The sequence below is a fragment of the Kothea flammea genome (assembly GCF_052161645.1).
Classification (GTDB): Bacteria; Planctomycetota; Planctomycetia; order Pirellulales; family Pirellulaceae; genus Laterigemmans.
Genome location: NZ_CP197414.1, coordinates 6,941,601 through 6,965,997, shown reverse-complemented (window position 1 = coordinate 6,965,997; position 24,397 = coordinate 6,941,601). Strand labels below are relative to the sequence as shown.

Genomic DNA, 24,397 nt, shown 5'->3' with positions numbered 1-24,397 from the left:
TCCGCGAACGTATTCGCATCTGACAAGGTTAGATACGCTTCTAACATTCTCCCTTAAAGATCTGCTCTTTGTGGCCGCAAAAATGAACCAAGATGTCCCGCGTGGCAACCTCGCCGGATTCACTCGCTATTTAAAGAGCGACATGATTTCTGGTCTGCTGGTGTTCTTGATCGCCTTGCCGTTGTGTTTGGGAATCTCGCTAGCGAGTGGCTATCCACCGATCGCCGGGATTTTCACCGCCATCATCGGCTCAATTTTGGCAACGTTTTTGAGTAACAGCGAATTAACGATCAAAGGACCTGCTGCCGGTCTGATCGTGATCGCCATCGGCTGCATCGAAGACTTCGGCGGCAACGGTATGACGGGCGGTTGGGATGCGAGTGATTTGGTCGCCTACAAAGCTGCGTTGGCAGTTGGCGTTGCGGCAGCGGTGTTGCAAATCGTTTTTGGCATCTACCGCGCCGGTATCTTGGGCGAATTCTTCCCCGCTGCGGCGGTTCACGGCATGCTGGCGGCAATCGGCGTGATCATCATGATCAAGCAATTTCCTGTCGCTTTGGGTGTGCTCGGTGCCGGCGGCGAACCACTGGAGATGCTAAGAGAAATTCCTCACTTTATCGCCGAGGCCAACCCGGCGATTGCGGCGATCGGGGGTGTTAGCTTGCTGATCATGTTCGCGTGGCCCTCAGTTCGTCATCGCGTCTCGTTTCTAAAGCCGATCCCAGCGCCGCTGGTGGTTCTGCTGGTAGCCGTGCCGATGGGGATGGCTTTCGACCTGCTCCATGCCCACCCCTACACGCTCGCCAATCACGAATACCAACTGGGTGATCAGTATTTGGTGAAGATGCCCGATCGGATTTTTGGGATGTTCGACGATATCACGTTTCCGGATATGTCCGTCTTGGGCCAGCTCAAAGCTTGGAAGTGGATTATGATGTTTTTTCTCATCGGAACGTTGGAGTCGCTGCTCAGTGCCAAAGCGATCGACTCGCTCGACCCTTGGAAGCGTAAGACCAATATGAATCGCGATGTGATCGCAATCGGTGTGGCCAATCTAGCGTCGGCCGGTGTGGGTGGTTTGCCGATGATTTCGGAAATTGTGCGTTCCAAGGCGAACATCGACAACGGCGCCAAGACCCGTTTTGCCGATTTGTGGCACGGCATCTTTCTTTTGCTGTGCGTCGCCCTGATTCCAACAGTCCTGCATCGCATTCCACTTGCGGCACTCGCGGCGATGTTGGTCTACACCGGATTTCGCTTGGCACATCCGACCGAGTTCTTAAATGTTTGGCGGATCGGTAAAGAACAGCTGGCAATCTTTGTCACCACCCTGGCAATGGTCCTTGCCACGGATCTCTTGATCGGAGTCGCCGCCGGGATCCTTTTGAAAATAGTGATTCACGTGGCCAACGGTGTGCCACTAAAATCGCTCTTCAAGCCTTACTTGGAAGTGGAAATCGTTGATGACAAAACTAGCAAAATTATCGCCCATCAATCAGCGGTTTTTAGCAATTGGATTCCTTTCAAGCGTCAGATTGAAGAAATTGGTCTGGTACAAAAACGCAACCTCATCGTTGATGTCTCTAACACCATGTTGGTCGATCACAGCGTGATGGAAAAGCTGGACGAAATGCATCGCGACTTCGAACAAGAAGGACTTACTTTTGAGGTTCGCGGCCTTGATTCGCTCCGTCCGTTAGCCGACAACCCGCATGCGGCGCGGAAAAGTGGCGGCCTTAATGCTCGTCGGCTGGTGGCGACCTTTCCGACAGCTATGGAAGCGGAATTTTTGTCCATGATATCAACAATGGTCGAAACCTCTCGTTTCGTTCGCATCCATTGCGATGTGGGCTCGTTTGGATCCTGTGAATCAAGGACAGGGGCCAACGAGGAAAGCGGCTTCACTCGTATCGAATTGCTGCTGTCGTCAACTGAGTATGGCATCGTGATGCAGCAACTTAAGTTGGAGTCGCTTAAGGGCTTTCCCGTTTCCGTCTACAGTCAACCGGCCGAGATCGGTTGCGGTTTTCCATTACGAGTAGAAGCAGCACGACAATTGGTCGATTGAGGACACTCTGAAATCACTGCCAACCGCAAACAGTTGGTTGGCCGCGGTTCCCTTCGTTTGGGTGCCGTTGGTCGGCGTGCGAGACGGTTGCGCGTTGGCGTTAAGGTAGTTTGGCTCTCAGCAATCGATGATTGAAACTATCAGCGATATATAACCAGCCGTCCCGAACGGCAACTCCATGCGGGCGATTAAGCCGATAATCACCAAGATCGACTGTGGTTAAAGCTCGCGTGGTTTGATCATATTGTCGGATTAAGTGATTGACATCGTCGGCGATAAAAATGGTATCCCGCGGCCCAAAGCAGAGGTGTTTGGGGCCGTTCATGGTTGCCTGTTTGCCAACCCCATCTTGGGTTCCCTTTTCGCCCGAGCCGACCAGCGTTTGGATATTGCCCTGCGGCGTGATCTGCCGCAGCGCGTTGCCGGATCGTTCCAGCAGAAAGATGTTGCCTTGGCTGTCGGCAATCGCCGCGCGCGGGTCGAACAGCGGGCTGTTCACCGCTTCGGCACCATCGTTGGGGACTCCTTTTGCACCATTGCCGGCCACGGTGCGGATCGTCTCGTTCGTCAAGTCGAGCTCTCTCAGCCGCCGGTTACGAATGTCGGCTACCAGAACTTTGTCGGGCTGGTCGCCGAGTTCTACGCAAATTGGTTCGTTGAATTCGGCCGCCGCAAAGGGACCATTGTCACCTTTAAAACCAGCTCGCCCATTCCCGGCGAGGGAGGTTACCAAATCGGTCTTGGGATCGTAACAGCGGATCGCGTGGTTTAGATGGTCACTCATTAGCAAGCGACCATCCTCCAGCCGGACGATATTATGCAGCTTGTTGAATTGTGCCAATTTGGCGCTGCCGTCGGCGTATCCCAGCGTCCCGTCTCCGGCAACGTGAGTCAGCGTGCCGTCGGGTTCGCGGCGGAGCAGGCGGCCGCCATCAAACTCGACGATCCAGATCGCACCGCCGGGTTCAAAGGCGACTGCGAAAGGCGTATTGAGCAGCCCCGGTTCGGGGTTGGTGGGTGGGGCTGGAAGCGGATCGCCGATCAGCACTTCGACCCGCAGCGGGGACGATTGGCGTGCTGCATCTTCGGCCGCGAGGCACGCCCCCCCGAGCAGGCAGCAGCAAGCTAGCACGAGCCGGGAGAGAAAATTAAGCAGCGGTAAGCGAAGTTGCGATGCGATCGGCATTTAGCTGGTTCCGGCAAAGGCGGGCTGTGGGGGGGTAAATGAAAAGCGGACAACAAGTATACTAGACAACTTAACCGCAAACCGCGGGAGGCAGACTCCGGTGTAAGTTCCTGCGGTAGCCGGAATTGGGCCGGCGCGGTGTTCGCGTGGTAATGGTCTGCTCACTTTTCATCTTATCCACTTGGACGACAATGGCACGCTCTCGCCTTGGACCTTTGGCACTCGAATCTCAACTGGGCGAAAGCTCCGGTGGAGGGAGTGTTTGGCGAGCAATTCATATTGAGCAGCGCAAGAGCTTGGCGGTCAAGATTTTTTCACTGCCATTCGGCGGGACTGCCGAAGCGCGACGGGAATTCGCTCGTGAGTGGGAGACACTCAAACGGTTGCGGCATGGTGGGATTGCCCGTTGTTACGGCGGTGGCTTTGAAGACAGTGATGCCTATTTGGCTTATGAACTGATCGAGGGGGAATCGTTGCAGGAACGTGTCGCGCGCCGTCAACAATTGCCATGGGAGAGCGTGCTGGACGAAGCGGACACGTTGGCTGAGGCGCTGGCCCACGCGCATGACCGACAGGTCGTGCATGGCAATTTAGTCCCCGATAAAATTCGCTCCGCCGGTTTGGCCCCCGCCATTCTCGATTTTCGAGTCGATCGCTTTGGCTCGTCTTACCGCAGCAACCGACCTCCTGCTCCTTTCGAGCTGGCATTCCGAGCCCCCGAATTGATCGCGGATGTCAAAAACCTCTCTCCCAAATCGGACCTTTATTCGTTAGGCGCCGTCCTGTTTTACGCCTTATCAGGTCGGCCACCGCTGGAAGGTAAGACCGTTGCCCAGGTGAGTCACGCCGCACAGCATACGACACCGCCAAAAGTTGCCGCCTTGGTGCTGGACTGTCCCATTTGGTTAAGTTCATTGATCGAGCAATTGTTGGCCAAGGATCCTCAGTCAAGGCCCCATGGCGCGGGGGCGGTTGTGTTAGCGTTGCGTGAAGTTCGCAAGCGGTCGATCGATGGCATCGGAGTGGCCCAGCACGCCTCGGCCGGCTTTAGTCCCCTGCGTGTCGACGTCGATAAAGCGGAAGCGAAAGCGCTGCTTGGCCACTTGCCCGATGAACCCGAAGAGAAGCCGCATGACGGGGCGGCTTTTTATGAACGCGCATGGTTCTTGATGTTGTCGCTCGCCTGCATCGCCGCTTTCGTGACTTGGTATTTATGGCCGCTGAACGAAGATCAACTGCGGGCTCGCGCCGAGGCATTGATCGAGGCTAATGATCGCACTTCGCTGGGACAGGCGAAGAATGATTTTCTGGAAAAACTAGTCAGCGATTATCCCGCTTCAGAAAATGCGGAATGGGCCCAAGAACAGATCGATCGCATCGAAATGCTAGAAGCCGAGCGGTTGCTCGATTTGAAACTTCGCCGCGGGGCAAAGCTAGCCAACGAAGGAGAGCGTTTGTACGCCACGGCCCGTGAATATGAACAATTTGGCGACGATGCCACGGCCTTGGACAAGTACACTTCTCTCGTGACCCTGCTCGAAGATAATGAGAAACACCGCGCCTTCGTCAATCTTGCCAGGCGGCAAACTGCTAGATTAAAAGCGAGCGGCAACGAAGTCGGTGAAGGGCAAAAGTTGGTCTCAGCGAAATTAAACGAAGCCGACCAATTGTTTGCTCAAGGGCAGACGATGGAGGCTCGGAAAATCTGGTATAGCATTATCGAGCTCTATCAGAATAACTTGGAGATGGCTCCGCTCGTGTCCTATGCGCAGGAACGTTTGGCGGGAGCGCAGAGCAACCAGGGCGATCCCTCAAATCCAACAGCCGGTAATGAATGATTCTACTCCGTCACCCAATGATGACGACGACCTGCCAGTGATGGCACAGGTCGTCGTTGAAGGTCCCACGATCGGTCGCCAGATGGGACAACAAAAACGCGCAACAATCTCGGTTGCCGGGGATGATGCCGATGAGGATCCGCTGGGGCGGTTCGGACGCAGCAAAGTGGCGATCTTGGTGACCGTGTTTTTAGTCGCCGGGATTTTGGGATTGCCGCTGATCTACGTCAGCCGCGCCTTTAACCGGTTGGAAAAGGTTTTCTGGACAGTTGTCGTGCTGTTATACACGGTCGCTTTGTTCTACGGACTGTATCTCTACGTGATCTGGTTGTTTGATCGAGTATCCAGATAAGCACCTCGACCCAAGTCTTTCGGTCATATCAGCCGCCTGGCGCCAGCCTGCGGTTTTCACAGTACAAAACGCCACCGGGAACCGCACGCTGGCGCGATGCGGCTGATGAACCGCGCGCTGGCGCGTTGCGGCTGATGAACCGCACGCTGGCGCGATGCGGCTGATGAACCGCACGCTGGCGCGTTGCGGCTGAGATCGAGCCAGTAGAATTCTCTAAGCGGCTCGCCGCAGGGGCATATCGTTAGCAACGGGCATGCGGAGTATCGTCGCTTGCGCCGCATCGGGGCCCATTTCTTTCGCCAAGCGGCGAATCTTCGCCGGCATCGCTCGGCCGCAAGCCAATAGCCCGGCAGCGGACAACAGTCTGCCACCCGCTTCGGCCCAAGCCGAACCTCGCCATGGCTGCACCAGCACGGTCAGCAAGCTGGCAATCATCACACCAACCAAGCCTTCGCCACGCAGTTGGCTGCGGACTTGCTGCCGAGTCGCGGCCAAGCTGACTGCCGAGACTGTTGGCAAAACCAGATTTGGTGAAGCGGTGATGGTGCTCTCCGCAGCCACGCGGCATCGCCAACCCGCTTGTTTGGCGCATGCTGCCCAAACGTAGTCGGTGACGCCAGCTGCGTCGTCGACTGGTAAGGAGATTAGGTGCTTGAGCGTGCTCCGTCGCCAGAAGGAAGCTTCTAGATAGGCACCTTCCACGCTGGCCAGCTCTTTTCGCGAGGGGGCCCCGCTGCCAGCGGCCAACGGTCTTCGCAGGCCGGTCTGGGAGTCGTGCCAACCGGCGGCAATCACGCTGCCGTCGGCCGAGAGGTGGCGAATCACTGGAGCGACGCAGCCCAGGTCCGACTGCTCGAACAGGTCCAGCGGCTCGCAGGTCCAATCCTCGGTGGCGCGGGCTCCTCCGCTGAGCACGTGCACAATTCGCCCCAATGCCGTGTTGACAGCGGCTGCGATCAGCGACAGGCGATCATTACCCTCGGCAATCGCAAACCGCACCTCGTCACCTAAATCAAACGGGTCATTGTACCCGCCGTCATGAGCCACGATGATCTCGCAGTGCTCCGGACGATTCTCTAGAACCGAAACCAAGGTCGTTTCGAAAGCCGCTTCGTCACGATCATACGGCACAATAATTGACAGCCGACACACGATTCAACACCTCCGGGGTGTAACGATGGAAACAGCTTCCGCACGATGCTTCCACCATCAATTGGACGAAATCAAATTCGGACAACCTGGCGGGATGAGTTTAGGGCAACAACCGATTCGCCCTCCGATTGCCGGGATAATCTAAGTAACCCCTACGAAAGTTTTGCCAAATCGGCAAAACTTCACATTGTCGAACCCTGAGCCACAGATCGCGCACCCCCCCGGTGGATATGAAGACGAGATTATTTGGAGCCAGTGGAATTGCCGTTTCCGAAATCGGTTTTGGTGCCTGGGCACTGGGCGGCCAATGGGGTAGGCAGGATGATCGGGAGTCGTTGCAAGCATTGCGAACCGCTTTGGAAAATGGAGTCAACTTCATCGACACGGCTGCCGGCTATGGGGATGGTCGCAGCGAGCAACTGATCGCCAAACTGCTGGCTGAAATGCCCCCCGCGGAACGTCCGCTTGTCGCCACCAAAACGCCGCCAGCCGAAGGGCCCTGGCCACCCAGCCCCGTTTGTCGCTGGGAGGATCGTTACAGTGCGGCTTACTTGAGGGAGAATGTCGAGGACCGGCTGCGGCAGTTGGGGGGCGAGCGGCTCGACCTGCTGCAATTGCACACTTGGACGCGAGCCTGGAATGATGACCCCCAACCCCTGCTGGTGCTGCGGCGGTTGCGGGAGGAGGGCAAGCTGGGGTTGATCGGCGTCAGCACTCCCGAGCAAGATCAAAACTGCGTCATCCAATTAATGCGAGATGGCTTGGTCGATTGCGTGCAAGTGATTTTTAACTTGTTCCATCAAGAGCCGTTGGCACAGATATTCCCGGTAGCTCAAGAAACAGGAACCGCTGTCATCGTCCGCGTGGCCCTCGATGAGGGTGCTTTGAGCGGCAAGTACGGGGCCGATCACCAATTCCCCAGCGACGATTTTCGCAGCAACTATTTCGCCGGAGATCGCTTGCCGCGAACCGTTCAGCGAGTGGAGGAAATTCGCGCCGATCTTCAGCGTTTGGGCTTGGCGGATACGTATAGCTTGGCCGATCTGGCGATTAAGTTTGCGCTTGCCCCCGAGGCGGTTAGCACGGTCATCACGGGGATTCGAAATCCCGCGCAGGCTGAGCAAAACGCAGCGGTCTCAGAATTGCCCGAACTATCCGAAAGGGTCTTGGAGGTGCTCACACGCCACAACTGGCATCGCGGCGTCTGGTACGCGGGCAAATAGTCAATCAACTAAATCGATATTGTGGTGAAATCATGCAGTTGGAATTAGATGCGATGCTGCCGATCGCGCGGCGAGCGGCCGCCAACGCGGGGCAAGTGCTAATGCGGTACCTCGCCGAGGGAGTGGAAATTCGCAATAAATCGGCCACCGGGGAAGGCACTTATGATCTGGTCAGCGATGCCGATGTGGAGGCGGAACGCACGATCGAAGCGGTTTTGCGCGCTGAATTTCCCAGCCATGATCTACTCGGTGAAGAGGAGTTGCGGGGCTCCGCTGACGCCGAGCATTTGTGGATCATCGATCCGCTCGATGGGACCAACAATTTCGCCCATGGGATTCCGCACTTTGCCGTTTCGATCGCTTATTGGCACCGCGGCGTGGCCCAGCTCGGCGTGGTCCACAACCCGGCTCGAGATGATTGGTACGTGGCGGTCCGCGGCCAGGGTGCCACCCACAACGACCGGCCAGCTCAGGTTTCGTCGGCCACCAGCTTGGACCAAGTCTTGGTGGGCTGCGGATTTTATTATGATCGCGGGGAGATGATGCGAGCTACTTTGGCGGCGATCGAAGCGTTATTCACCGAGCAAATTCATGGCATCCGCCGGTTTGGCACCGCTTCGCTCGATCTCTGTCTGGTCGGCTGCGGTCAATTCGGAGGTTTTTTTGAATATCAATTAGCTCCCTGGGATTTCGCCGCAGGTAAACTGTTTGTCGAGGAGGCGGGTGGTCAGGTGACGACGACCGCCGGCGAGCAACTGCCACTGGCAAAGACCAGTCTGCTGGCCAGCAACCGGCATCTGCATCCAGCGCTGCAAGCGCTCACGTCCCGATTCCAGCCCGCTTAGCCCCCATTTCCGGCCCGCTTAGCCATAGACCAGCGGGCCAGCGGTCGTCAGAATAACAGTCGCGGTTGCTGCGCGTGGCGGATCGTTTTTCCTGTAAAAAAAACAACTTGTTGAGAAACTGTAGGCTGTGAATTTATCACCGAACGCGTCGCTGGCACCCGAATTACTCGCTCCAGCCGGGGATTGGGATTGCATCCGAGCGGCTATCGAAAATGGTGCCGACGCAGTCTATTTTGGGCTCGATAGCGGGTTTAACGCGCGGGCTCGTGCCAAGAATTTTGGGGTCAGTGATCTGCCCGATTTGATGAAACTGCTGCACGGCCGCGGCGTGCGAGGCTATGTCACTTTTAACACCCTGGTCTTTCCCGCCGAGCTGGCGCGGGCAGCTACGGCCATTGAGCATCTCGCTCGCGCGGGTGTCGATGCGGTGTTGGTGCAAGATTTTGGTATCGCCAGACTCGTCCGCGAGATCTGTCCACAGCTGGAGGTCCACGCTTCGACGCAGATGACGTTGACCAGTGGTGAGTGCATTGAAGTGGCTCGCCAATTAGGGATCAGCCGCGTCGTCTTGCCACGTGAACTTTCCGTTGCCGAGATTAAGAAAGTCGGCGCGATCACTGACATGCCACTGGAAGTGTTCGTGCACGGCGCTCTTTGTGTTGCTTATTCGGGTCAATGTTTGACCAGCGAATCATTAGGCGGACGGTCTGCCAATCGCGGCCAGTGCGCGCAGGCTTGTCGGTTGCCTTATGAACTGACTGTCGATGGTCAAGATCGCGATCTGGGGGACGTAAAATATTTGCTCAGCCCACAAGACTTGGCCGGCTACGCTTTGGTGCCCGAATTGATTGAGGCTGGGGTCTGTTCGCTGAAAATTGAGGGGCGTTTGAAGACGGCGGAATATGTCGCCAACATGACTCAGCATTATCGTGCCGCCATCGATCAAGCGATGGCCGGTCAGCGGGTCGAGTTTACGCCGCGGCAAGTCCGCGAGATGGAGTTATCTTTTTCACGCGGCTTTTCTCCCGGTTGGCTCGAGGGCTGCGACCATAAGATGTTGGTACCGGGCGATAACTCGGCGAAACGCGGTGTGCGTCTGGGCGAAGTCGTCGAGGTGCGTGGTAAACGCGTGGCCGTGGACCTGGCCGCTCCCGTTTCGCGCGGCGACGGTGTGGCTTTTGCCGGCGACCGCACCACCGGCGGCGATTGCGGCGGACGTGTGTACGAGCTGTTTCAGCAGGGCGAAAAAATTACCAGCGGACAGGCGGACGATGGTGTTGTTGAATTGTTGTTCGGGGGCGCGGGGCTGGATGCTAACTTGTTATATGTTGGCCAGACGGTATGGAAGACTGACGATCCTCAACTGAATAAAAAGTTGCGAGCCAGCTACAGCGGCGCGGATCCGGTGCGGCGGTTGCCTATCGATCTTGAAATTCGCGCCGCGGTCGGTGAGCCCTTGCAGCTCGTCGCCCGACTCGCCGACGGCAGTCATGTCAAACCGCGCAGTCACGTCAACCTGCACAGCGAACAACCGCTGGAGGCAGCTCGGCGACATCCGCTGACCGAGCAAAGCTTGCGCGAGCAATTCGATCGCTTGGGCGGCTCGCCCTTTGAGCTACGCGGCTTAGCGGCGACCATCGTGGGTGGCCCGATGTTGCCACACAGTGTCACCGGGGTGCTCCGTCGCCAAATGGTTGAGGCTTTGACCGCAACACTGGAGTCGGTCCCCGCGCGTCACGTTGATGCTACGGGGCTCGCGCGACTCGGGCAAGCCATCATCGCCCCGGCGGATGAGGCCGCCACGCTGCCGGCGATCTGGGCACTCTGTCGCACCTCCGTTCAATTGCAAGCTGCGATCGAATCGGGCGTCCAGCAGGTCTACGTCGAGTATCATGACATTCGCGAATATACCGCGGCAGTCGCCACGGCGAGGCAGGCAGGCATCAAAATTTATTTGGCGACTTTGCGAATTCAAAAGCCGAACGAATTGGGCTTGGTGAAAAAATTAGTTCGCCTCCAGCCCGATGGAATCTTAGCTCGCAACTTGGCCGCGTTGGAGGTTTGTCGGCAAGCGGAAATACCGGCCATCGCTGACTTTTCGTTAAATACGGCCAATCAGTTGACCGCCGATTGGCTGCGTGATCAGGGAGCCCAGCGTGTCACGATCTCCTATGATTTGAATCGTGACCAAGTTACCGATTTGATCCGCGCGGTCCCCGGGGCTTGGCTGGAGTCGGTGGTGCACCAGCACATGCCGATGTTCCACATGGAGCATTGTGTTTTTTGCGCGGTGATGTCTCCTGGGACGAACAAGACGAATTGTGGTCGACCATGCGATCGACATCAGGTCACCCTGCGAGATCGCGTCGGCATGGAGCATCCATTGCAAGCTGATGTGGGTTGTCGCAACACGCTTTTTAACGCGGTACCACAAAGTGGCGCGGAGGTTGTCGCCGATCTACTAGCCGCCAGCGTTAAACATTTTCGCGTCGAGTTGCTGGAGGATGATGCTCAGCAAACGAAAAGAGTATTGTCTCTTTATCGACAACTGTTAGCCGGCGAGATTGAGCCGTCGATGGTCTGGCAAGCGTTGAAAGCTGCAAACCGCGTGGGAGTCACTCGCGGCACCCTGGAGCAGCGGCGAGATCCCTTGGCAATTCTTTAGTCGCCAATATCGCACAGGGGAGCCAGAACTCGTGAAATTTTCCGCAGTGCCCTATTTGCTGTTGGGGACGACGAACCGGCATAAAATTGGCGAGTTCCAGTTGGCCTTTGCGGCGCTGGGAATCGAAGTCCGCACCCCGGAGCAGTTGTCGCTGACGCTGCCCGAGGTGCTCGAAGATGGGCTGACCATTGCTGAGAATTCAGCGAAGAAAGCGATTTGCTATGCGCGGGCCAGCGGTGCTTGGGTGGTGGCAGACGACACGGCGCTGGAGGTCGACTGCTTGGACGGTCGACCGGGGGTTCATTCGGCGCGGTTCGCTGGCCCCAACGCCACCATGGCCGAAAATCGTGCCCTGTTGTTAAGTGAGCTGCGAGGCATTCCCCACCCCCAGCGAACAGCGCGTTTCGTTTGCCACTTAACGGTCGCCGATCCCCAGGCCCGGATCGTTGCCAGCGCGGTGGGCAGTTGCCGGGGGATAATGCTCGACACGCCCCAAGGGACTGGGGGATTCGGTTATGATACGCTGTTTCTGATGCCCGAGTTTCACAAAACCATGGCGGAGCTGGACGACCAGCAGCGTTGCGCGGCCACACATCGAGGATTGGCAGTGCGTCAGTTGCTGTCCGCAACTTCCCAGTGAGGATCCTTGCATGGAACCAGCCGTCTACGCTATCGCCACCATGGACACGAAGGGAGAGGAGTTGGCCTTCGTCGCCGATTGCCTCAAAGCGGCCGGTGCCCGCGTTCGCATGGTCGACGTGGGGACCCTGGCGGCTCCCACCGTCGTGCCCGATATCCCGCGCGAATTGGTGCTGAATCAACAAGTTTTGCCCGCTGGGTGTGAGCGGGGAACGGCGGTCACGCTGATGGGGCAAGCACTGAAGACTTATCTGCAGCAAGCTTGTCAGCAAGGGCATGTGGCGGGAGTCATCGGCATCGGCGGCAGCGGGGGGACGGCGTTAATTACAGCCGCCATGCGGGGGCTGGAGATTGGTTTACCGAAAATCATGGTCTCCACCGTGGCCAGCGGAAACACCACACCCTATGTCGGATGCAGCGATATCACCATGATGCCCGCCGTCGTCGATGTGGCTGGCATTAACGCGGTCTCCGAACGGATCCTGGCGAACGCGGCCAACGCGATCGCCGGGATGGTGATGCACGATGTGCCCGCGAAACCGGAACGGGTTGCCGTTGGCTTGACCATGTTTGGTGTGACCACGCCTTGTGTCACGGAGGTCCGTCAGCAACTAACCGCTGCCGGGTATGATTGCCTGGTGTTCCACGCCACTGGCATCGGTGGCCAGACCATGGAGCAATTAGTTACCGCTAAGCTGATTCGCGGAGTGCTGGACATTACGACCACCGAGGTGGCTGATGAAGTTGTCGGTGGCGTATTTCCGGCTGGCCCCCATCGCTTTGAGGCGACGCTTCGCCAAGGCATTCCCTTGCTGCTCAGCCTCGGAGCGCTGGACATGGTTAACTTCGGTGCCATGGAGACCGTTCCCGAGTCATTTCGCGATCGCCTGCTGCACGCACACAACGCGCAGGTCACTTTGATGCGAACAAATGTCGAAGAAAATCGCTCGATTGCTCGCTGGCTCGCTGGAAAATTAAATCAAGCCACGGCACCTTATACTTTGTTGGTTCCCGAGCGGGGGCTTTCGCTGCTCGATGCGCCGGGACAACCTTTTTATGATCCAGCGGCCAATCAAGCATTGTTCACGGAGTTGCATCAACAATTGCAATGCTCTCCGCAGCATCAGATGATTCATCTGCCGTATCATATCAATGACCCGGAGTTTGCCACGGCCGTCGTGGAGCATTTTCACGCGTTGACGATTGTGTAGGAAAAGGCGCCTCCGATAAAGGCATTAGAGAAAACGGAATCAACCGGAATGCGTTAGCGTCCGGTTCCTCGGAACCGTGAGCTAGCGCTCAACGGCTGGTATAACCGAAAGACTTCTATAATTAACCAATCTTTTAATAACCATTTTGCGGAGTATCCGGTGGCCGAACAACGACAGTTTATTCTCGAACGGTTGCGCAACAAAATCGCCGACGGACTGCCGATTATTGGCGGTGGTGCCGGCACGGGGATCAGTGCGAAGTGTGAGGAAGCTGGCGGCATTGATCTGATCGTGATCTACAATTCGGGCCGTTACCGGATGGCGGGACGCGGCTCATTGGCCGGCTTGATGCCCTATGGCAATGCCAACGCGATTGTGAAAGAAATGGCCCACGAGGTGCTGACCGCAGTCCAGCACACTCCGGTGATCGCCGGTGTTTGCGGCACCGATCCGCTGATGCTCCGCGACCATTTCCTGCGGGAGCTAAAAGCGATGGGGTTTGCCGGGATTCAAAATTTCCCCACCGTGGGGTTGATCGACGGCACTTTCCGCGCGAATCTAGAAGAGACCGGCATGGGGTTTTCGCTGGAAGTCGATTGCATCGCCGCGGCCCATGCCTTGAATATGTTAACGACACCCTACGCATTTGAACCAGCGCAAGCCAAAGTGCTGACCGAAGCGGGAGCCGATATTATTGTCGCCCACATGGGGCTGACCACCAGCGGAACGATCGGCGCCCGCACCGCTTTGACGCTGCAGGACTGTTTGCCCCGCATTCAAGCGATTGCCGACGCGGCGCGAACGGTTCGCGAGGATGTGATGGTGCTGTGTCATGGCGGGCCGATTGCGATGCCGGCCGATGCCGAGTTTGTCCTGCAGGAACTTGATTGCGTCGATGGGTTTTACGGCGCCAGTTCGATGGAGCGTTTGCCGACTGAAACAGCGATCACGCGACAAGTCAGCGAATTCGTGCAGATTCGCCGCGGTTCACAGTTTGACACGATTGTCAGTGAATAAGGTTTTATGAACTATTACATATTGTTTTATGACGTAGTCGCGGATTATGTCGAGCGTCGGCAACCATACCGCGAGCAGCACCTGGCCCTCGCCCGCGCTGCGGCAGACAAGGGCGAATTGGTACTCGCCGGAGCGCTAGCAGATCCCGTCGATGGAGCCATCTTGATTTTTCGCGGTGAGTCCGAGCAAGTTGCCAAAGCCTTTGCGGAAGCCGATCCTTATGTGCATCACGGGCTAGTGACTCAATGGCGAGTTCGCAATTGGACCGCCGTCGCCGGCTGCGGCCTGTGACTCTTGCGGACTAGCGGTTTGCTGACTGCGGTGCAATTATCGAGCCTGCTCAATCGGCAAATCGCCAGTTGTTGAGGTTGCTGCGATCGGGCGGTGTGTTGGTCAGCATGGCGCGGACCATGGTGATGGGGATCGGGCCTTCGCGGAGGATGGCGTCGTGAAAATCAACTTCGCTCATCTTGCCGCTGTCTACCAACTCTTCGCGGAGGCCACGCAGTTGCAATCCGCCCAGCATGTAAGCCGCCTGATAGAGTGCGCTGTAGCCACCCATCACGCTGCGGCGGACTTCCGCGGCCGCGTTGAGCCGTTCGTGGCCAACGCGATCGACTAAGTAATCAACGCATTCTTCGGGAGTCATGCGGCCGAGTTGATAGCCTAGCGAAAATACGATCCGCGCGCAACGGTGCTTTCTCCAGAACAGCATGCCAATCCGGTCTTCGGGGGAGCGAGCGAAGCCTTTGTCCCACAGCAGCATTTCCCAGTAGAGCGCCCAGCCTTCAATCCAAAACGGCGTTTCAAAAACTTTGCGGTATGGCCGGTATCGCTCCATCATGAACCATTGCAAATGGTGTCCGGGAATTAATTCATGATGGACCGTGGCGCGGGCAAAGTGTACGTTGTTGCCGCGCATGCTCATCAGTTTTTCTTCATGCGTCATCGTATCGGTGGGATACGAGACGATGATGGTATCGCCGCCAAGGAAAAAGGGATTCAGGCGTTGCCGCGCCGGGGTCATCATTTCCATCCGCCAAACTTCCGCAGCCAACGGTGGGATGGTGACCAGATTGCGATCGCGGAGAAAGGTGACCGCCTCTTCGGCCAAGTCACGGATCATGGCCGGTTGCTGACCCGGTGCGACGTGACGCTCTTTGACAGCTTCCATCGCCGCTCGCCAGTCGTCGCCGAAGCCCAATTCGCGTGAGGCTGCCAGCATTTGTTCGTCACACCAGCGGAACTCCCGCTCGGCAACCTCGATCAATTCGGCGGGCGAGTAGGGAATCAGTTCGTGCTGCAGTTCGATCGCCATCGCCGCTTCGCCAATGGGTTGGCCGATAATCTTGTCGGGGTCGTTGTCATCACCGCCAGCTTTGCGGATCGCTTCACGAGACTGCTCAAGTTGTTTGACCAATTGCTCGTAAGGCACGTTGCACCACCAGGAATAGAGCGGGTCGTAACCGGTGTAGAATTTGTGCATCGCGGCCAAACGACGTTGCAGAGTCTGCAGCGCCTCGGCCGCGCGGACCGCGGCGATGGCTTGTTCCACAGAAACTTGACGCTGGTCGGCGCTGGCCGCCGCGGCCAATTGCTCACGCACGTCGACCATCAGTTCCGCAGCCGCCTTGGCATCGATCGTGTGCAGGCGTTCGTGCTGTTCGAGCATTTCCACCAGGGAATCGACGCCAGGTAACCAAAACATGGCGAGCGTGTCCCGTTCCGATTCCAGTTTGGCAATCGCCAGCTGGTAGGTCAGTTCATTCTCCATCAAGGCATAATCGACCGCGGCAGCGACATCCAGCTGACTGGGGTCGATCCGTTTTAGATCGGCCTGATAAGCGCGATAGAAAGCGACCAGCCGGTTTTTCTTTTCCGGCGACAGAGGCTCGCGATACTTGAACTCAAGCGCGTCCCGATCCGCCTTGAAACGTTGGACCCATGTTCCCAGCCCAGGAGACGTTGGTTCGTTGATTGCTGAATCTTGCTTGCTTGCATCCTGGGCTGTGGCAAGCGAGGCAGTCAGTAACCAGCTGGCGATCAAGCAGGTGAGCGTCGTCGATTGAAACCAGCGAGCGGAGGAAAGCATGCGGAGGACTCTGTCAGCGATCGGGCGGGTAAGAGACGAATTTTACGGTTCGCCTAGTTTAACTAGTTGACCGACCCATAGTTACCCGTTAGCGGTTTTGGCGCTAGCCACCGTTTGTTGGGCGCGACGGGTTCGGTTCAAGGCGGGAACCGCGGCTAGCGCTTTTCGGATCGGGTTCTCAATTGAAAAGGAAGTTGCAGATATCACCATCTTGCATGATGTACGCTTTTCCTTCGACGCGCAATTTGCCGGCGGCGCGGATCTCTTTTTCGCTACCGTAGGTTTCCAAATCTTCGAGCGAGTAAACCTCGGCGCGGATAAAGCCTTTTTGAAAATCGGTGTGAATCACCCCAGCCCCTTCGGGAGCCGTAGCGCCGATTGGAATGGTCCAAGCGCGGACTTCTTTTTCACCCGCCGTGAAATAGCTTTGCAGCCCCAGCGTGCGATAGGTCTCGCGAGCCAGCTTGGCCAGCGCCGGTTCGGTCAAGCCGATCGAATCGAGCATCTCGCTGCGGTCGTCTTCTTCGAGCTCGGCAATCTCGGCTTCGAGCTGGGCGCACACCGGCACGAAACCGGCACCCACTTGCTCGGCGTACTCGCGAACTTTCTGGGCCAGTTCGTGTTCACCCAGCAAGTCGTCATCGTCGACGTTGGCCACGTAGAGAATTGGCTTTGCCGACAACAGCCCGAAGCTGGAGATCGAGCGGGCTTGATCCTCGGGTAGCTTTAACGTTCGCAGCGGTGCTTCATTAGTAAGATGTTCGATGCACTGTTGGATGGCCACGATCCGCAGTTTGGCGTCCTTGTCGCCACTCCGCGCGGTACGTTCGGCTTTTGCCAAAGCGCCTTCGAGTGATTCGATATCGGCAAACATCAGCTCGTGTTCGATGATTTCGATATCGGCCAGGGGATCGACGGTTCCGCTGACATGGATCACGTCGGGGTCGCTAAAGCAGCGGACGACTTGCAGAATGGCGTCGACTTGGCGGATGTGGCTGAGGAATTTGTTGCCCAGCCCCTCGCCTTCGCTGGCCCCTTTGACGATCCCGGCGATGTCGACCAATTTGAGCGCCGCGGGGATGACCTTGAGCGTTTTGATCTTCGCCGTAATCCGCCCCAAACGCGGATCGGGGACGCTGACGACACCCTCGTTGGGTTCGATCGTGCAGAAGGGGTAGTTGGCGCTTTGGGCAGCCGCACTGCTGGTGAGCGCGTTAAAAAGCGTACTTTTGCCGACATTCGGCAACCCTACAATTCCCGCTTCCATGTTCGTCGCTGAGCCTATGCTGGAGTAATTTCCTGGTATGCAGTCCCCGAAATCGTACTCCCCGAGGCAGATTTGCCATAGTCGGCTGGACTGGCCAAAGATGTGTGCTGAAAAAACTTTTTGAGAAAATTCAGCGAGTGTGACCAAAGGTGTCACAGGGATGCTCGATAACTTCTGCCATGGCAACAGCAGCCAGCCGCTGAACTCCCCACCGTTCGCCGACTGGTTGCCGCCGCGAGTTTCCATCCCAGGGTGTTTGTCCCCAGTTTTTCATAGTGCAAGGACGGTAGCAGTTATGGCTAAATTCTATGTATCCAGCGGTGAAATTTGCGAAATCGTGACCGCCAACGACGCGGAGACCGCCGCCAGCGAAGCGTTGGATCGATTCTTGACTCCCAGCCACTGGGTATTTGATGACAACCGGCTGAGCGACAACCAACGTCGTGATCACTTGGCGATTGAAGCACTGCTGCGGTTGGATTCCACGATTCGCGTGAGTGAGCGTGGTCACAAGCCCGCAGGTACGGTGCCGCAAGCAGGTCCCGGGCCACTCGATCGTCCCGATCCACAGATTTTTGATACAGCCGATCTGCTCGATTTGCACTTTCGCTTGGCCATCGCGATGCGACGGTTTGCTGACCGTTTCGCTGATGGTATTGCCGATGGTTTTACAGGGAGGGAGGAAACCGCCCAGCTGTCCCGCTAGAATTGGAGGCTGTGCCTTACTGAGTCATTCCGCACCGCCCTTTTTTCGAGTCCATGAAATCATCGCCCCGACCGTTGCGCGTTGCCGTTGAAGAGGAATATCAACTTGTCGACCGGCTCAGCGGTCAACTCCGTCCCGATTGTGCCGAAGTCTTGTCGCTGCTCGGTTCGGGGGGCCATGGCGAGGATCCGGACGGAGCGGCGATTCAGCACGAGTTGCATTTGACGCAGATCGAAATGGCTTCGCCCGTCTGCGAGTCACTGGCTCAAGTTGCCGATTCGATATCCAAAGTTCGTGGCCGTTTGATCGCGGCCGCGAGGCGATTGGGGGCCGAATTAGTGGCTGCTGGTACGCACCCTTTGGGGCACACGAACATCGATGATGTGACTCCCAAAGAGCGTTATCGCAGCATGTCCTATCGCTATCAACAGATTGCTCGCGATTTGGTTATCTTTGGTTGTCACGTGCATGTCGATATGCCGGACCGGGAATTGGGAGTCCAAGTGATGAATCGCGTGACTCCATGGTTGCCCGCCCTGCAAGCGCTGACCGCGAATTCGCCTTTTTGGGGAGGCGAAGATACGGGCTACGCGAGCTATCGGCGGGAGCTGTGGGTGCAGTGGCCGATGGCTGGGCCTCCCCTTTGGTTTCCCGATTTGAACGCGCATGAAGAATGCATTCAGCAACTGGTCAGCTGCCAGGCGATCAACGATGCGACTCGCATTTACTGGGATGTGCGGCTGCCCGAAAAGATTCCCACGATTGAGTTTCGGGTGATGGATGTGTTGACGCGAGTTGACGAAGCGGTTGCCGTGACCGGTCTGATCCGCGCCTTGGTCGAACGCTGCCTGAGTGACATCATTGCTGGACGCGAGTCGCCTCGAGTGCGCCCCGAGTTGGTACGGGTGGCGATGTGGCAAGCAGCCCGTTATGGACTCTCCGATCACCTACTCGATCCACTGGCGTGCGCTCAAGTGACCGCTAGCGATCACATGGAACAGTTGCTGGAGTTCGTTCGCGATCCGTTGGAACGTTACGGTGATCACGGAGTCGTCTCGGAGATCGTGCGCCGCATGATCGAACTCGGTGGCGGCGCGGCCCGCCAACGACGTTTACATCAAACAGGTGACTGGGCCCAGCTCGTCCGCGGTTTGGCGACTGAAACCGCCGTTGGGACCGATCAAGCAGGTGCGATCAGCGATCGTGAAGCGGGTTAAGTGCAACTCCTGTTCGCTCAAACTCTACGTTGCAATCGCATCCCCAGCACGACCAAGCCAGCGACCAGCAACCAGGCGACCGCGATGCTGGCTAAGATGGGCACTCGCTCGAGCACCAACAGCGGCAGCCCCACGGTGACAATCCCACCGCCGATGAAAGGTGCCGATAGCGGCGCCGCCAAGGCATAATCCTCAGCCGCCGAAGTCTGCAAATGCGGATCGACGACGCGCAGCAAAACAAACCCCGTGGCTGTCGTTCCCGTCGACATGCCGTAGTTGATTAATCCCAATTCAAACCAGTGCTGAGGCGGGAGAATCCGCTTGGACAACACCAGCAAACAGACGCCAGTCCAAACAAAGGCGGCCAACAACAGCGCCGTGAGTGGAATGAATAACGTCGCCACCGTGGTCAAATTCAAGGACGCCATGGCGGCCACGACCAAGATGTCCATGGCAATCGCCGTCAAACTTTTCAAGACTCGCGTGTCCAGCAAGTGTCCCAGCCGCAAAGCAACCAACGCCCGCCGCACCATCCAACCACCAGCCAAGGTGTAAATGAACAGCGGAAAACCTCCCAGCACGGCACTCCAACTCAAACGCTTGCCCAATTGTTGCTCGCCCGCCGTCAGCCCGGCCCCTTCCGGCTGGGATTCTGCTGGCTGGGATTCTGCTGGTAATTGTGACGCCACCGCGGCGGGGGAATCGAGCCATTCACTGCCGGTCGCCACTGCCGTGTGCAGCAGCCAACCGATGGCGAAGGCCAGCCCCAGCCAGAGGGCTTGCAGCAGCAACGGATCGATCGCTTCGCGGTCGAGGATTTCGTAACCGAGCGGCCTTGGTGCGGGAGCCTCTTTTCCCGCCGTTGAGGCTGGCGTAAGAGTCGTCGCAGCTGGTCTTTGCAGCCATCCCCAGCGAGCGGCCAAGTTGATCCAGCCGATGCCCGACACCACTCCGTAAACCAACCCAATTGTGGCCATCATCAAGCCCAAGTCGAGTCCGCCGGCCAGATCGATGGTGGGATGCGCAAAGACTTCGCCCATCGCACCGGCCGTGCCGTGCCCGCCGGCAAAACCGGTCTCGATCAACATGCCGAAGGAATTGGGCACATCGTAAAAGCGCTGTACGAACAGCCAAGTGACCAACAGGCCGGTGGCGGTTTGGCCGAGCACAATGATCCAAACCATGATCGCTTGGCTTAAAGTCCTTCGCGGGCTGACCCCGCCTTGCCCCTCTCGTCGCTCAAGCAGCAAACCGGCGAACACGACGGCAATCAACCAGCCCGGCCAACTGCTCAACTGGTCGGCCAGTTCCGCAAGCTCCAGCTCGCCCGGCAACCGCAAGCTTAATTGGATGATCAGCAAGCCGACCGCCCCGGCGATCACCGAGGCGGGGATAAACATCCAGCGAAAGATTGGCACCCGCTGGCGACACACGAGGCCCAGCAGCAACATCACGATGACAAAAATTATGGCCCCGGTCATGGCATCGCTAGTTGACGTGGATCGATGTCTTCAAGATATCAATCTTCGTGATTGATATCTAATTTGTATTAATCACTGGTTGAGCATGTCGGTCTCCGCAGAGCACGACCAACAGGTTGGAAACCAGTGCCGCCCGCTGTTCTTCATTGAGCGTCACGATTTGATCGCGTTCCAAATGCTGCATGGCCATATCGACCATACCCACCGCGCCGTCCACAATCCGGGTGCGAGCCGCCACGATAGCGCCCGCTTGCTGGCGTTGCAACATGGCAGCGGCAATTTCCGGCGCGTACGCTAAGTGGCTAATGCGAGCTTCGATGACCGTCACTCCTGCCTTGTCGAGCCGTTCGTCGATGTCGGTTCTTAGTTGCTCTGAGATTTCCGACGGGTTACCTCGTAACGACAGTTCGTGGTCCTCGCTGTCGTATGGATATCGCGTCGCCAAGTTTCGCAGGGCGGCTTCGCTTTGCACTTGCACGAAATCTTCATAGTCATCGACTTCGAACATTGCTTCGGCGGTATTGGTGACTTTCCAAACGACGACGGCAGACATTTCAATTGGGTTACCGTCGCGATCATTGACTTTGGAGGGCTTGCCGCCGGTGCGTGATTTCGCTTGTGTAATATTGCCGGCGGCATCTTTTTTCTCGGGGGTTGAATTTGCTCCCGTCTCAAAGTTGCGGACTCGCAGCGAGATCTTCTTCTTGGTGTAGAAAGGATTGACCCAATAAAAACCCGAGCTGTTCACCGTCCCCCGGTACTCGCCAAACAGCAACAGCACACGCGCTTCATTGGGAGCGATTGCCATCAAACCGAACAGGCCAAAAAAACCGATAAACGCTAGCAATCCACCCACGATTGCCCCAATCCCCATCGCCGTGTCGCTGATCATGCCGCCCACACCCAAACAGATGAAGAACGATAGCATCAGGAACAAACCGATCGACAACGGAACCCAGCCCGCCAGCGGTGTAAATTCTTTTTCTTTTACCATGATTCTTTCACTGCTTAGAAAATAAGAGCCTGATGGATGCAATTTAAAATAGCCGTTGCTCGGCACAGCTTCTATAGGCGTGAAATAGCGTCGCACGGGGCGCGAGAAAATAACTCACAGCGTTTTGCGACGATATTCGAATGTCAGTTCCTTGGCAGATTGATCGGCCTGCTTCATCGCCACGTGGACGATCAGGGTCTCCGCATCGACGCGGCGCATCGTCAAGCCTTTAAACCAGGCGGTGTTTTTCCCGACCGCGATCAAGGGGAAATCGACCGTCTCGGCTTTCTCTTCCCAACCCGTCATTGCCGCATCAAAATGCTTGAGCGTCAGCAGCCATTTAGAATCCGTGCGGCGGAGGGCAAACAGTTCCCGAAACTGGACTTGGTCTTGGTTGACAAATTGAAACATGCCTTGCATTTCACCAGCCAAGGGAGGCAGCCAAGTCTCCTCGCAGATCCCTCCCAGTCCGCTGCCTGACCAATGCCCGACAATAAAATCAAAGGCCTCAATCTTGACGCCGTCGGCTTCGGCTTGGTTGTCTGCTTCGCCCTGCTCGTCGGCCTTTTCTTGCTCGTCGGCCTTATCATCGGCGAACGTATAAGTGTGCGGGGTGAGTTGCTTGAGACCGGCGACGGGCGGAGAAACTGCTGCCGTTTCCATCGTTTTTGCCGCTGCTGGCGTTTCGCTGAGCAAGAAGTTTGTCAGACCAGTTAATTGAATTCCCAGCACGCCATCCACCGCTGGGGCTAGCTCTTGGAAACCGCCGGGGCGAAAACCTCCTACCGAATATCTCCAGGTGATGGTGGTTGCTTGCGAGGTCTCATCCTGATCAAAACGCATCACCAGTGAACCGCTGATCCCGTCGACGGCAAGTGGGCCCAGCGCGCCTTGCAAGTTGATCCTCTTCGCCGGCATGATTGCGATCAATCGCAAGTGCTCGACCGCTCCGCCATTGGCTAGTTGTTCCAACAGTGGGGCACCGACGCGAGGCTCGAGGGAGAGATTTTCAGCTTTTCCCGAGTACGTATGTGAGGCGTTCCACCACTGGGAAACTTGAAAGCATGCCGCGAAAGCTCGCTCGGCCGATACCGGTACCACTTGGCTGTGAGTGATTTCAAATCCTTGCTCGCTGGCCGTCACCACTTTTGCCCACCCGCGAGCGGGGGTGGTGAGCAGGAACAGCAGCAGGCAGCAAAGAACCCAGCAGCGGGCAAATGCCGCGGCGCGTCGTGGAGACCGGTTTGCGATCGCTTTATTGAATAGATATTGGCACACGTTCAGACCTGCAGTGGTGAGTGAGTGAGTGACATAACTTGAACACCTTGTCGCACACTTCGGAACCAGCCGCTGGCGCGCCAGCGTGCGGTTCCACTCAACGGCTGACATAATCGAAAGGTGTTTAGGGAAAATTATAATTAGGATTCTTGGGGTCAAAATCATTGGCGGTCAGCCCCGTGTTGAGTTGGACATCGAGGTAGACATATTCTTCTTGCAGTTGCGGCGGCCCTCCTGCTTCGGCGGGCGGGCCGAAGGCGGCGTAGCGAAGTGGTATCTGGCGTTCCATATCGATGGCAATTTCCGCCAGCGTGAATTCGATCCCCAGCGGATCGCCGCTCGATGGCGGGAACTGGGGGCGGACTTGCAGCAGCAAACATTTGCGATCACCCACGCGGTAGTCGTCGGTCAAGGTGACTTCGGCCCCACCCAGTTCTTCGATTTGTTGTCCGCGTCGCAATAATTCGCGGACCAGGTTTTTAAAGCCGATCTCGGAAACGGGATAGCGATTGCCCTGCATGGCCAGAAAGCCGCTGGGGTCGAGCGGTGGGACTTTTATTTTTCCCAGCAGACCGGCTTCGTGGACAACTAATTTGCCATCGAGTTGATCTTCTCGCCAAATGACCTCTCGACCGGCCACCGATGCGGGACTGAGAAAGTGCAGATAGACCGCCATCGGTTGATTTTCCGCCGGCTTGGTGGGGTTGGCCCGGCGGGTGCGAATTCTGAATTCGATTTCATTTTTCGGCAGCAGCTCGCCCCCGACCATCTCGTGCTTGGTCATGCGGCCGCGATAATCGACCAGCGAGTCTTCCATGGCCGTTAACGCTTGGCGGGCCAAATCGAGGGCCTCTTCAAGCGAAACCGCACGCGTGCCGGGGGTGTCGACATCGACTGCCGCGGGTGGTGGTGGCGGGGGCTGAGGGGGGCGATCTCGCCACTTCCACAGCAAAACTCCGGCGATCACCAGCAGCAGGGCCAGCAGCAACCATTTCAACAGCGACTTGAGGGTCATGAGCACCTAAGGGGCGATTGCGAGTGTTCGGGCGAAATCTTGCCGCATGTGCGACCGGCGTCTTCCTGGTTACGATAGAAAGCTGATAAATGTAGGCGGCTGATACATCATGATAACTAGCTCGTGGGTTGAATGCTGCGGGTCGTACCGA

Annotated in this window: 20 protein-coding genes; 12 read left to right on the top strand and 8 right to left on the bottom strand. The window is 57.2% G+C overall.

Annotated features, from left to right (window positions below):
- Positions 1–82 precede the first annotated feature (82 nt).
- Positions 83–2,068, top strand: coding sequence for a SulP family inorganic anion transporter (locus tag SH139x_RS25965; RefSeq protein ID WP_488352646.1), 1,986 nt, complete (start codon positions 83–85; stop codon positions 2,066–2,068).
- Between the two features lie 100 nt (positions 2,069–2,168).
- Here the strand turns inward: SH139x_RS25965 and SH139x_RS25960 are convergent, their stop codons facing one another.
- The gene (locus SH139x_RS25960; RefSeq protein ID WP_488352645.1) at positions 2,169–3,254 is read right to left on the bottom strand and encodes an NHL repeat-containing protein; all 1,086 of its coding nucleotides are present in this window, start codon (positions 3,252–3,254) and stop codon (positions 2,169–2,171) included.
- A gap of 191 nt (positions 3,255–3,445) precedes the next feature.
- Between SH139x_RS25960 and SH139x_RS25955 the strand changes: the two genes are divergently transcribed.
- Both SH139x_RS25955 and SH139x_RS25950 read left to right on the top strand, forming a co-directional pair.
- Positions 3,446–5,092, top strand: a complete 1,647-nt coding sequence (locus SH139x_RS25955; protein ID WP_488352644.1) for a serine/threonine protein kinase — start codon at positions 3,446–3,448, stop codon at positions 5,090–5,092.
- A complete protein-coding gene (locus SH139x_RS25950; RefSeq protein WP_488352643.1) occupies positions 5,085–5,444 on the top strand; it encodes a hypothetical protein in 360 nt (119 codons plus the stop codon). Before SH139x_RS25955 ends, SH139x_RS25950 begins: the two co-directional genes overlap by 8 nt.
- A 213-nt stretch (positions 5,445–5,657) precedes the next feature.
- Here SH139x_RS25950 and SH139x_RS25945 read toward each other — a convergent pair whose 3' ends face one another.
- Positions 5,658–6,596 carry a glycosyltransferase family protein gene (locus SH139x_RS25945; RefSeq protein WP_488352642.1) on the bottom strand — a complete coding sequence of 313 codons (939 nt, stop codon included), beginning with the start codon at positions 6,594–6,596 and terminating at the stop codon, positions 5,658–5,660.
- Positions 6,597–6,826: 230 nt separating this feature from the next.
- On the opposite strand from SH139x_RS25945, the gene SH139x_RS25940 reads away from it, so the two are divergent.
- The 7 genes from SH139x_RS25940 (at position 6,827) to SH139x_RS25910 (ending at position 14,487) form a co-directional block, all read left to right on the top strand.
- Positions 6,827–7,819 (top strand): aldo/keto reductase, encoded by a 993-nt coding sequence (locus tag SH139x_RS25940; RefSeq protein ID WP_488352641.1) that lies wholly within the window; start codon positions 6,827–6,829, stop codon positions 7,817–7,819.
- Between the two features lie 32 nt (positions 7,820–7,851).
- Positions 7,852–8,664 (top strand): inositol monophosphatase family protein, encoded by an 813-nt coding sequence (locus SH139x_RS25935; protein WP_488352640.1) that lies wholly within the window; start codon positions 7,852–7,854, stop codon positions 8,662–8,664.
- Positions 8,665–8,791: 127 nt separating this feature from the next.
- Positions 8,792–11,329 carry a U32 family peptidase gene (locus tag SH139x_RS25930; RefSeq protein WP_488352639.1) on the top strand — a complete coding sequence of 846 codons (2,538 nt, stop codon included), beginning with the start codon at positions 8,792–8,794 and terminating at the stop codon, positions 11,327–11,329.
- Between the two features lie 31 nt (positions 11,330–11,360).
- Positions 11,361–11,969 carry a non-canonical purine NTP pyrophosphatase gene (locus tag SH139x_RS25925; protein WP_488352638.1) on the top strand — a complete coding sequence of 203 codons (609 nt, stop codon included), beginning with the start codon at positions 11,361–11,363 and terminating at the stop codon, positions 11,967–11,969.
- Positions 11,970–11,979: 10 nt separating this feature from the next.
- Positions 11,980–13,179, top strand: coding sequence for a Tm-1-like ATP-binding domain-containing protein (locus tag SH139x_RS25920; protein ID WP_488352637.1), 1,200 nt, complete (start codon positions 11,980–11,982; stop codon positions 13,177–13,179).
- A 159-nt stretch (positions 13,180–13,338) separates the two neighbouring features.
- Positions 13,339–14,196, top strand: coding sequence for a phosphoenolpyruvate hydrolase family protein (locus tag SH139x_RS25915; protein ID WP_488352636.1), 858 nt, complete (start codon positions 13,339–13,341; stop codon positions 14,194–14,196).
- A gap of 6 nt (positions 14,197–14,202) precedes the next feature.
- Positions 14,203–14,487 (top strand): YciI-like protein, encoded by a 285-nt coding sequence (locus tag SH139x_RS25910; RefSeq protein ID WP_488352635.1) that lies wholly within the window; start codon positions 14,203–14,205, stop codon positions 14,485–14,487.
- A gap of 49 nt (positions 14,488–14,536) precedes the next feature.
- On the opposite strand, the gene SH139x_RS25905 is transcribed toward SH139x_RS25910, so the two are convergent.
- The gene (locus tag SH139x_RS25905; RefSeq protein ID WP_488352634.1) at positions 14,537–16,288 is read right to left on the bottom strand and encodes a DUF885 family protein; all 1,752 of its coding nucleotides are present in this window, start codon (positions 16,286–16,288) and stop codon (positions 14,537–14,539) included.
- A gap of 178 nt (positions 16,289–16,466) precedes the next feature.
- Positions 16,467–17,555: a redox-regulated ATPase YchF gene (ychF, locus tag SH139x_RS25900; RefSeq protein ID WP_488356096.1), complete on the bottom strand. Its 1,089-nt coding sequence runs from the start codon at positions 17,553–17,555 to the stop codon at positions 16,467–16,469.
- 295 nt (positions 17,556–17,850) lie between these two features.
- Here ychF and SH139x_RS25895 point away from each other — a divergent pair, with 295 nt between their 5' ends.
- Positions 17,851–18,261, top strand: a complete 411-nt coding sequence (locus SH139x_RS25895) for a hypothetical protein (RefSeq protein ID WP_488352633.1) — start codon at positions 17,851–17,853, stop codon at positions 18,259–18,261.
- A 53-nt stretch (positions 18,262–18,314) separates the two neighbouring features.
- Entirely contained in the window at positions 18,315–19,478 is a 1,164-nt protein-coding gene (locus tag SH139x_RS25890; protein ID WP_488352632.1) for a carboxylate-amine ligase, read from the top strand.
- Positions 19,479–19,495: 17 nt separating this feature from the next.
- On the opposite strand, the gene SH139x_RS25885 is transcribed toward SH139x_RS25890, so the two are convergent.
- From SH139x_RS25885 to SH139x_RS25870, 4 genes are all read right to left on the bottom strand, one after another.
- Positions 19,496–20,959 (bottom strand): sodium/glutamate symporter, encoded by a 1,464-nt coding sequence (locus SH139x_RS25885; protein WP_488352631.1) that lies wholly within the window; start codon positions 20,957–20,959, stop codon positions 19,496–19,498.
- Positions 20,960–21,017: 58 nt separating this feature from the next.
- Complete coding sequence (locus SH139x_RS25880) at positions 21,018–21,953, bottom strand: SPFH domain-containing protein (RefSeq protein ID WP_488352630.1); 936 nt, start codon at positions 21,951–21,953, stop codon at positions 21,018–21,020.
- Between the two features lie 114 nt (positions 21,954–22,067).
- On the bottom strand, positions 22,068–23,231 hold the full coding sequence (locus SH139x_RS25875; protein ID WP_488352629.1) for a DUF6265 family protein: 1,164 nt from the start codon (positions 23,229–23,231) through the stop codon (positions 22,068–22,070).
- A gap of 124 nt (positions 23,232–23,355) precedes the next feature.
- On the bottom strand, positions 23,356–24,246 hold the full coding sequence (locus SH139x_RS25870) for a DUF1571 domain-containing protein (RefSeq protein WP_488352628.1): 891 nt from the start codon (positions 24,244–24,246) through the stop codon (positions 23,356–23,358).
- Positions 24,247–24,397: the final 151 nt, after the last annotated feature.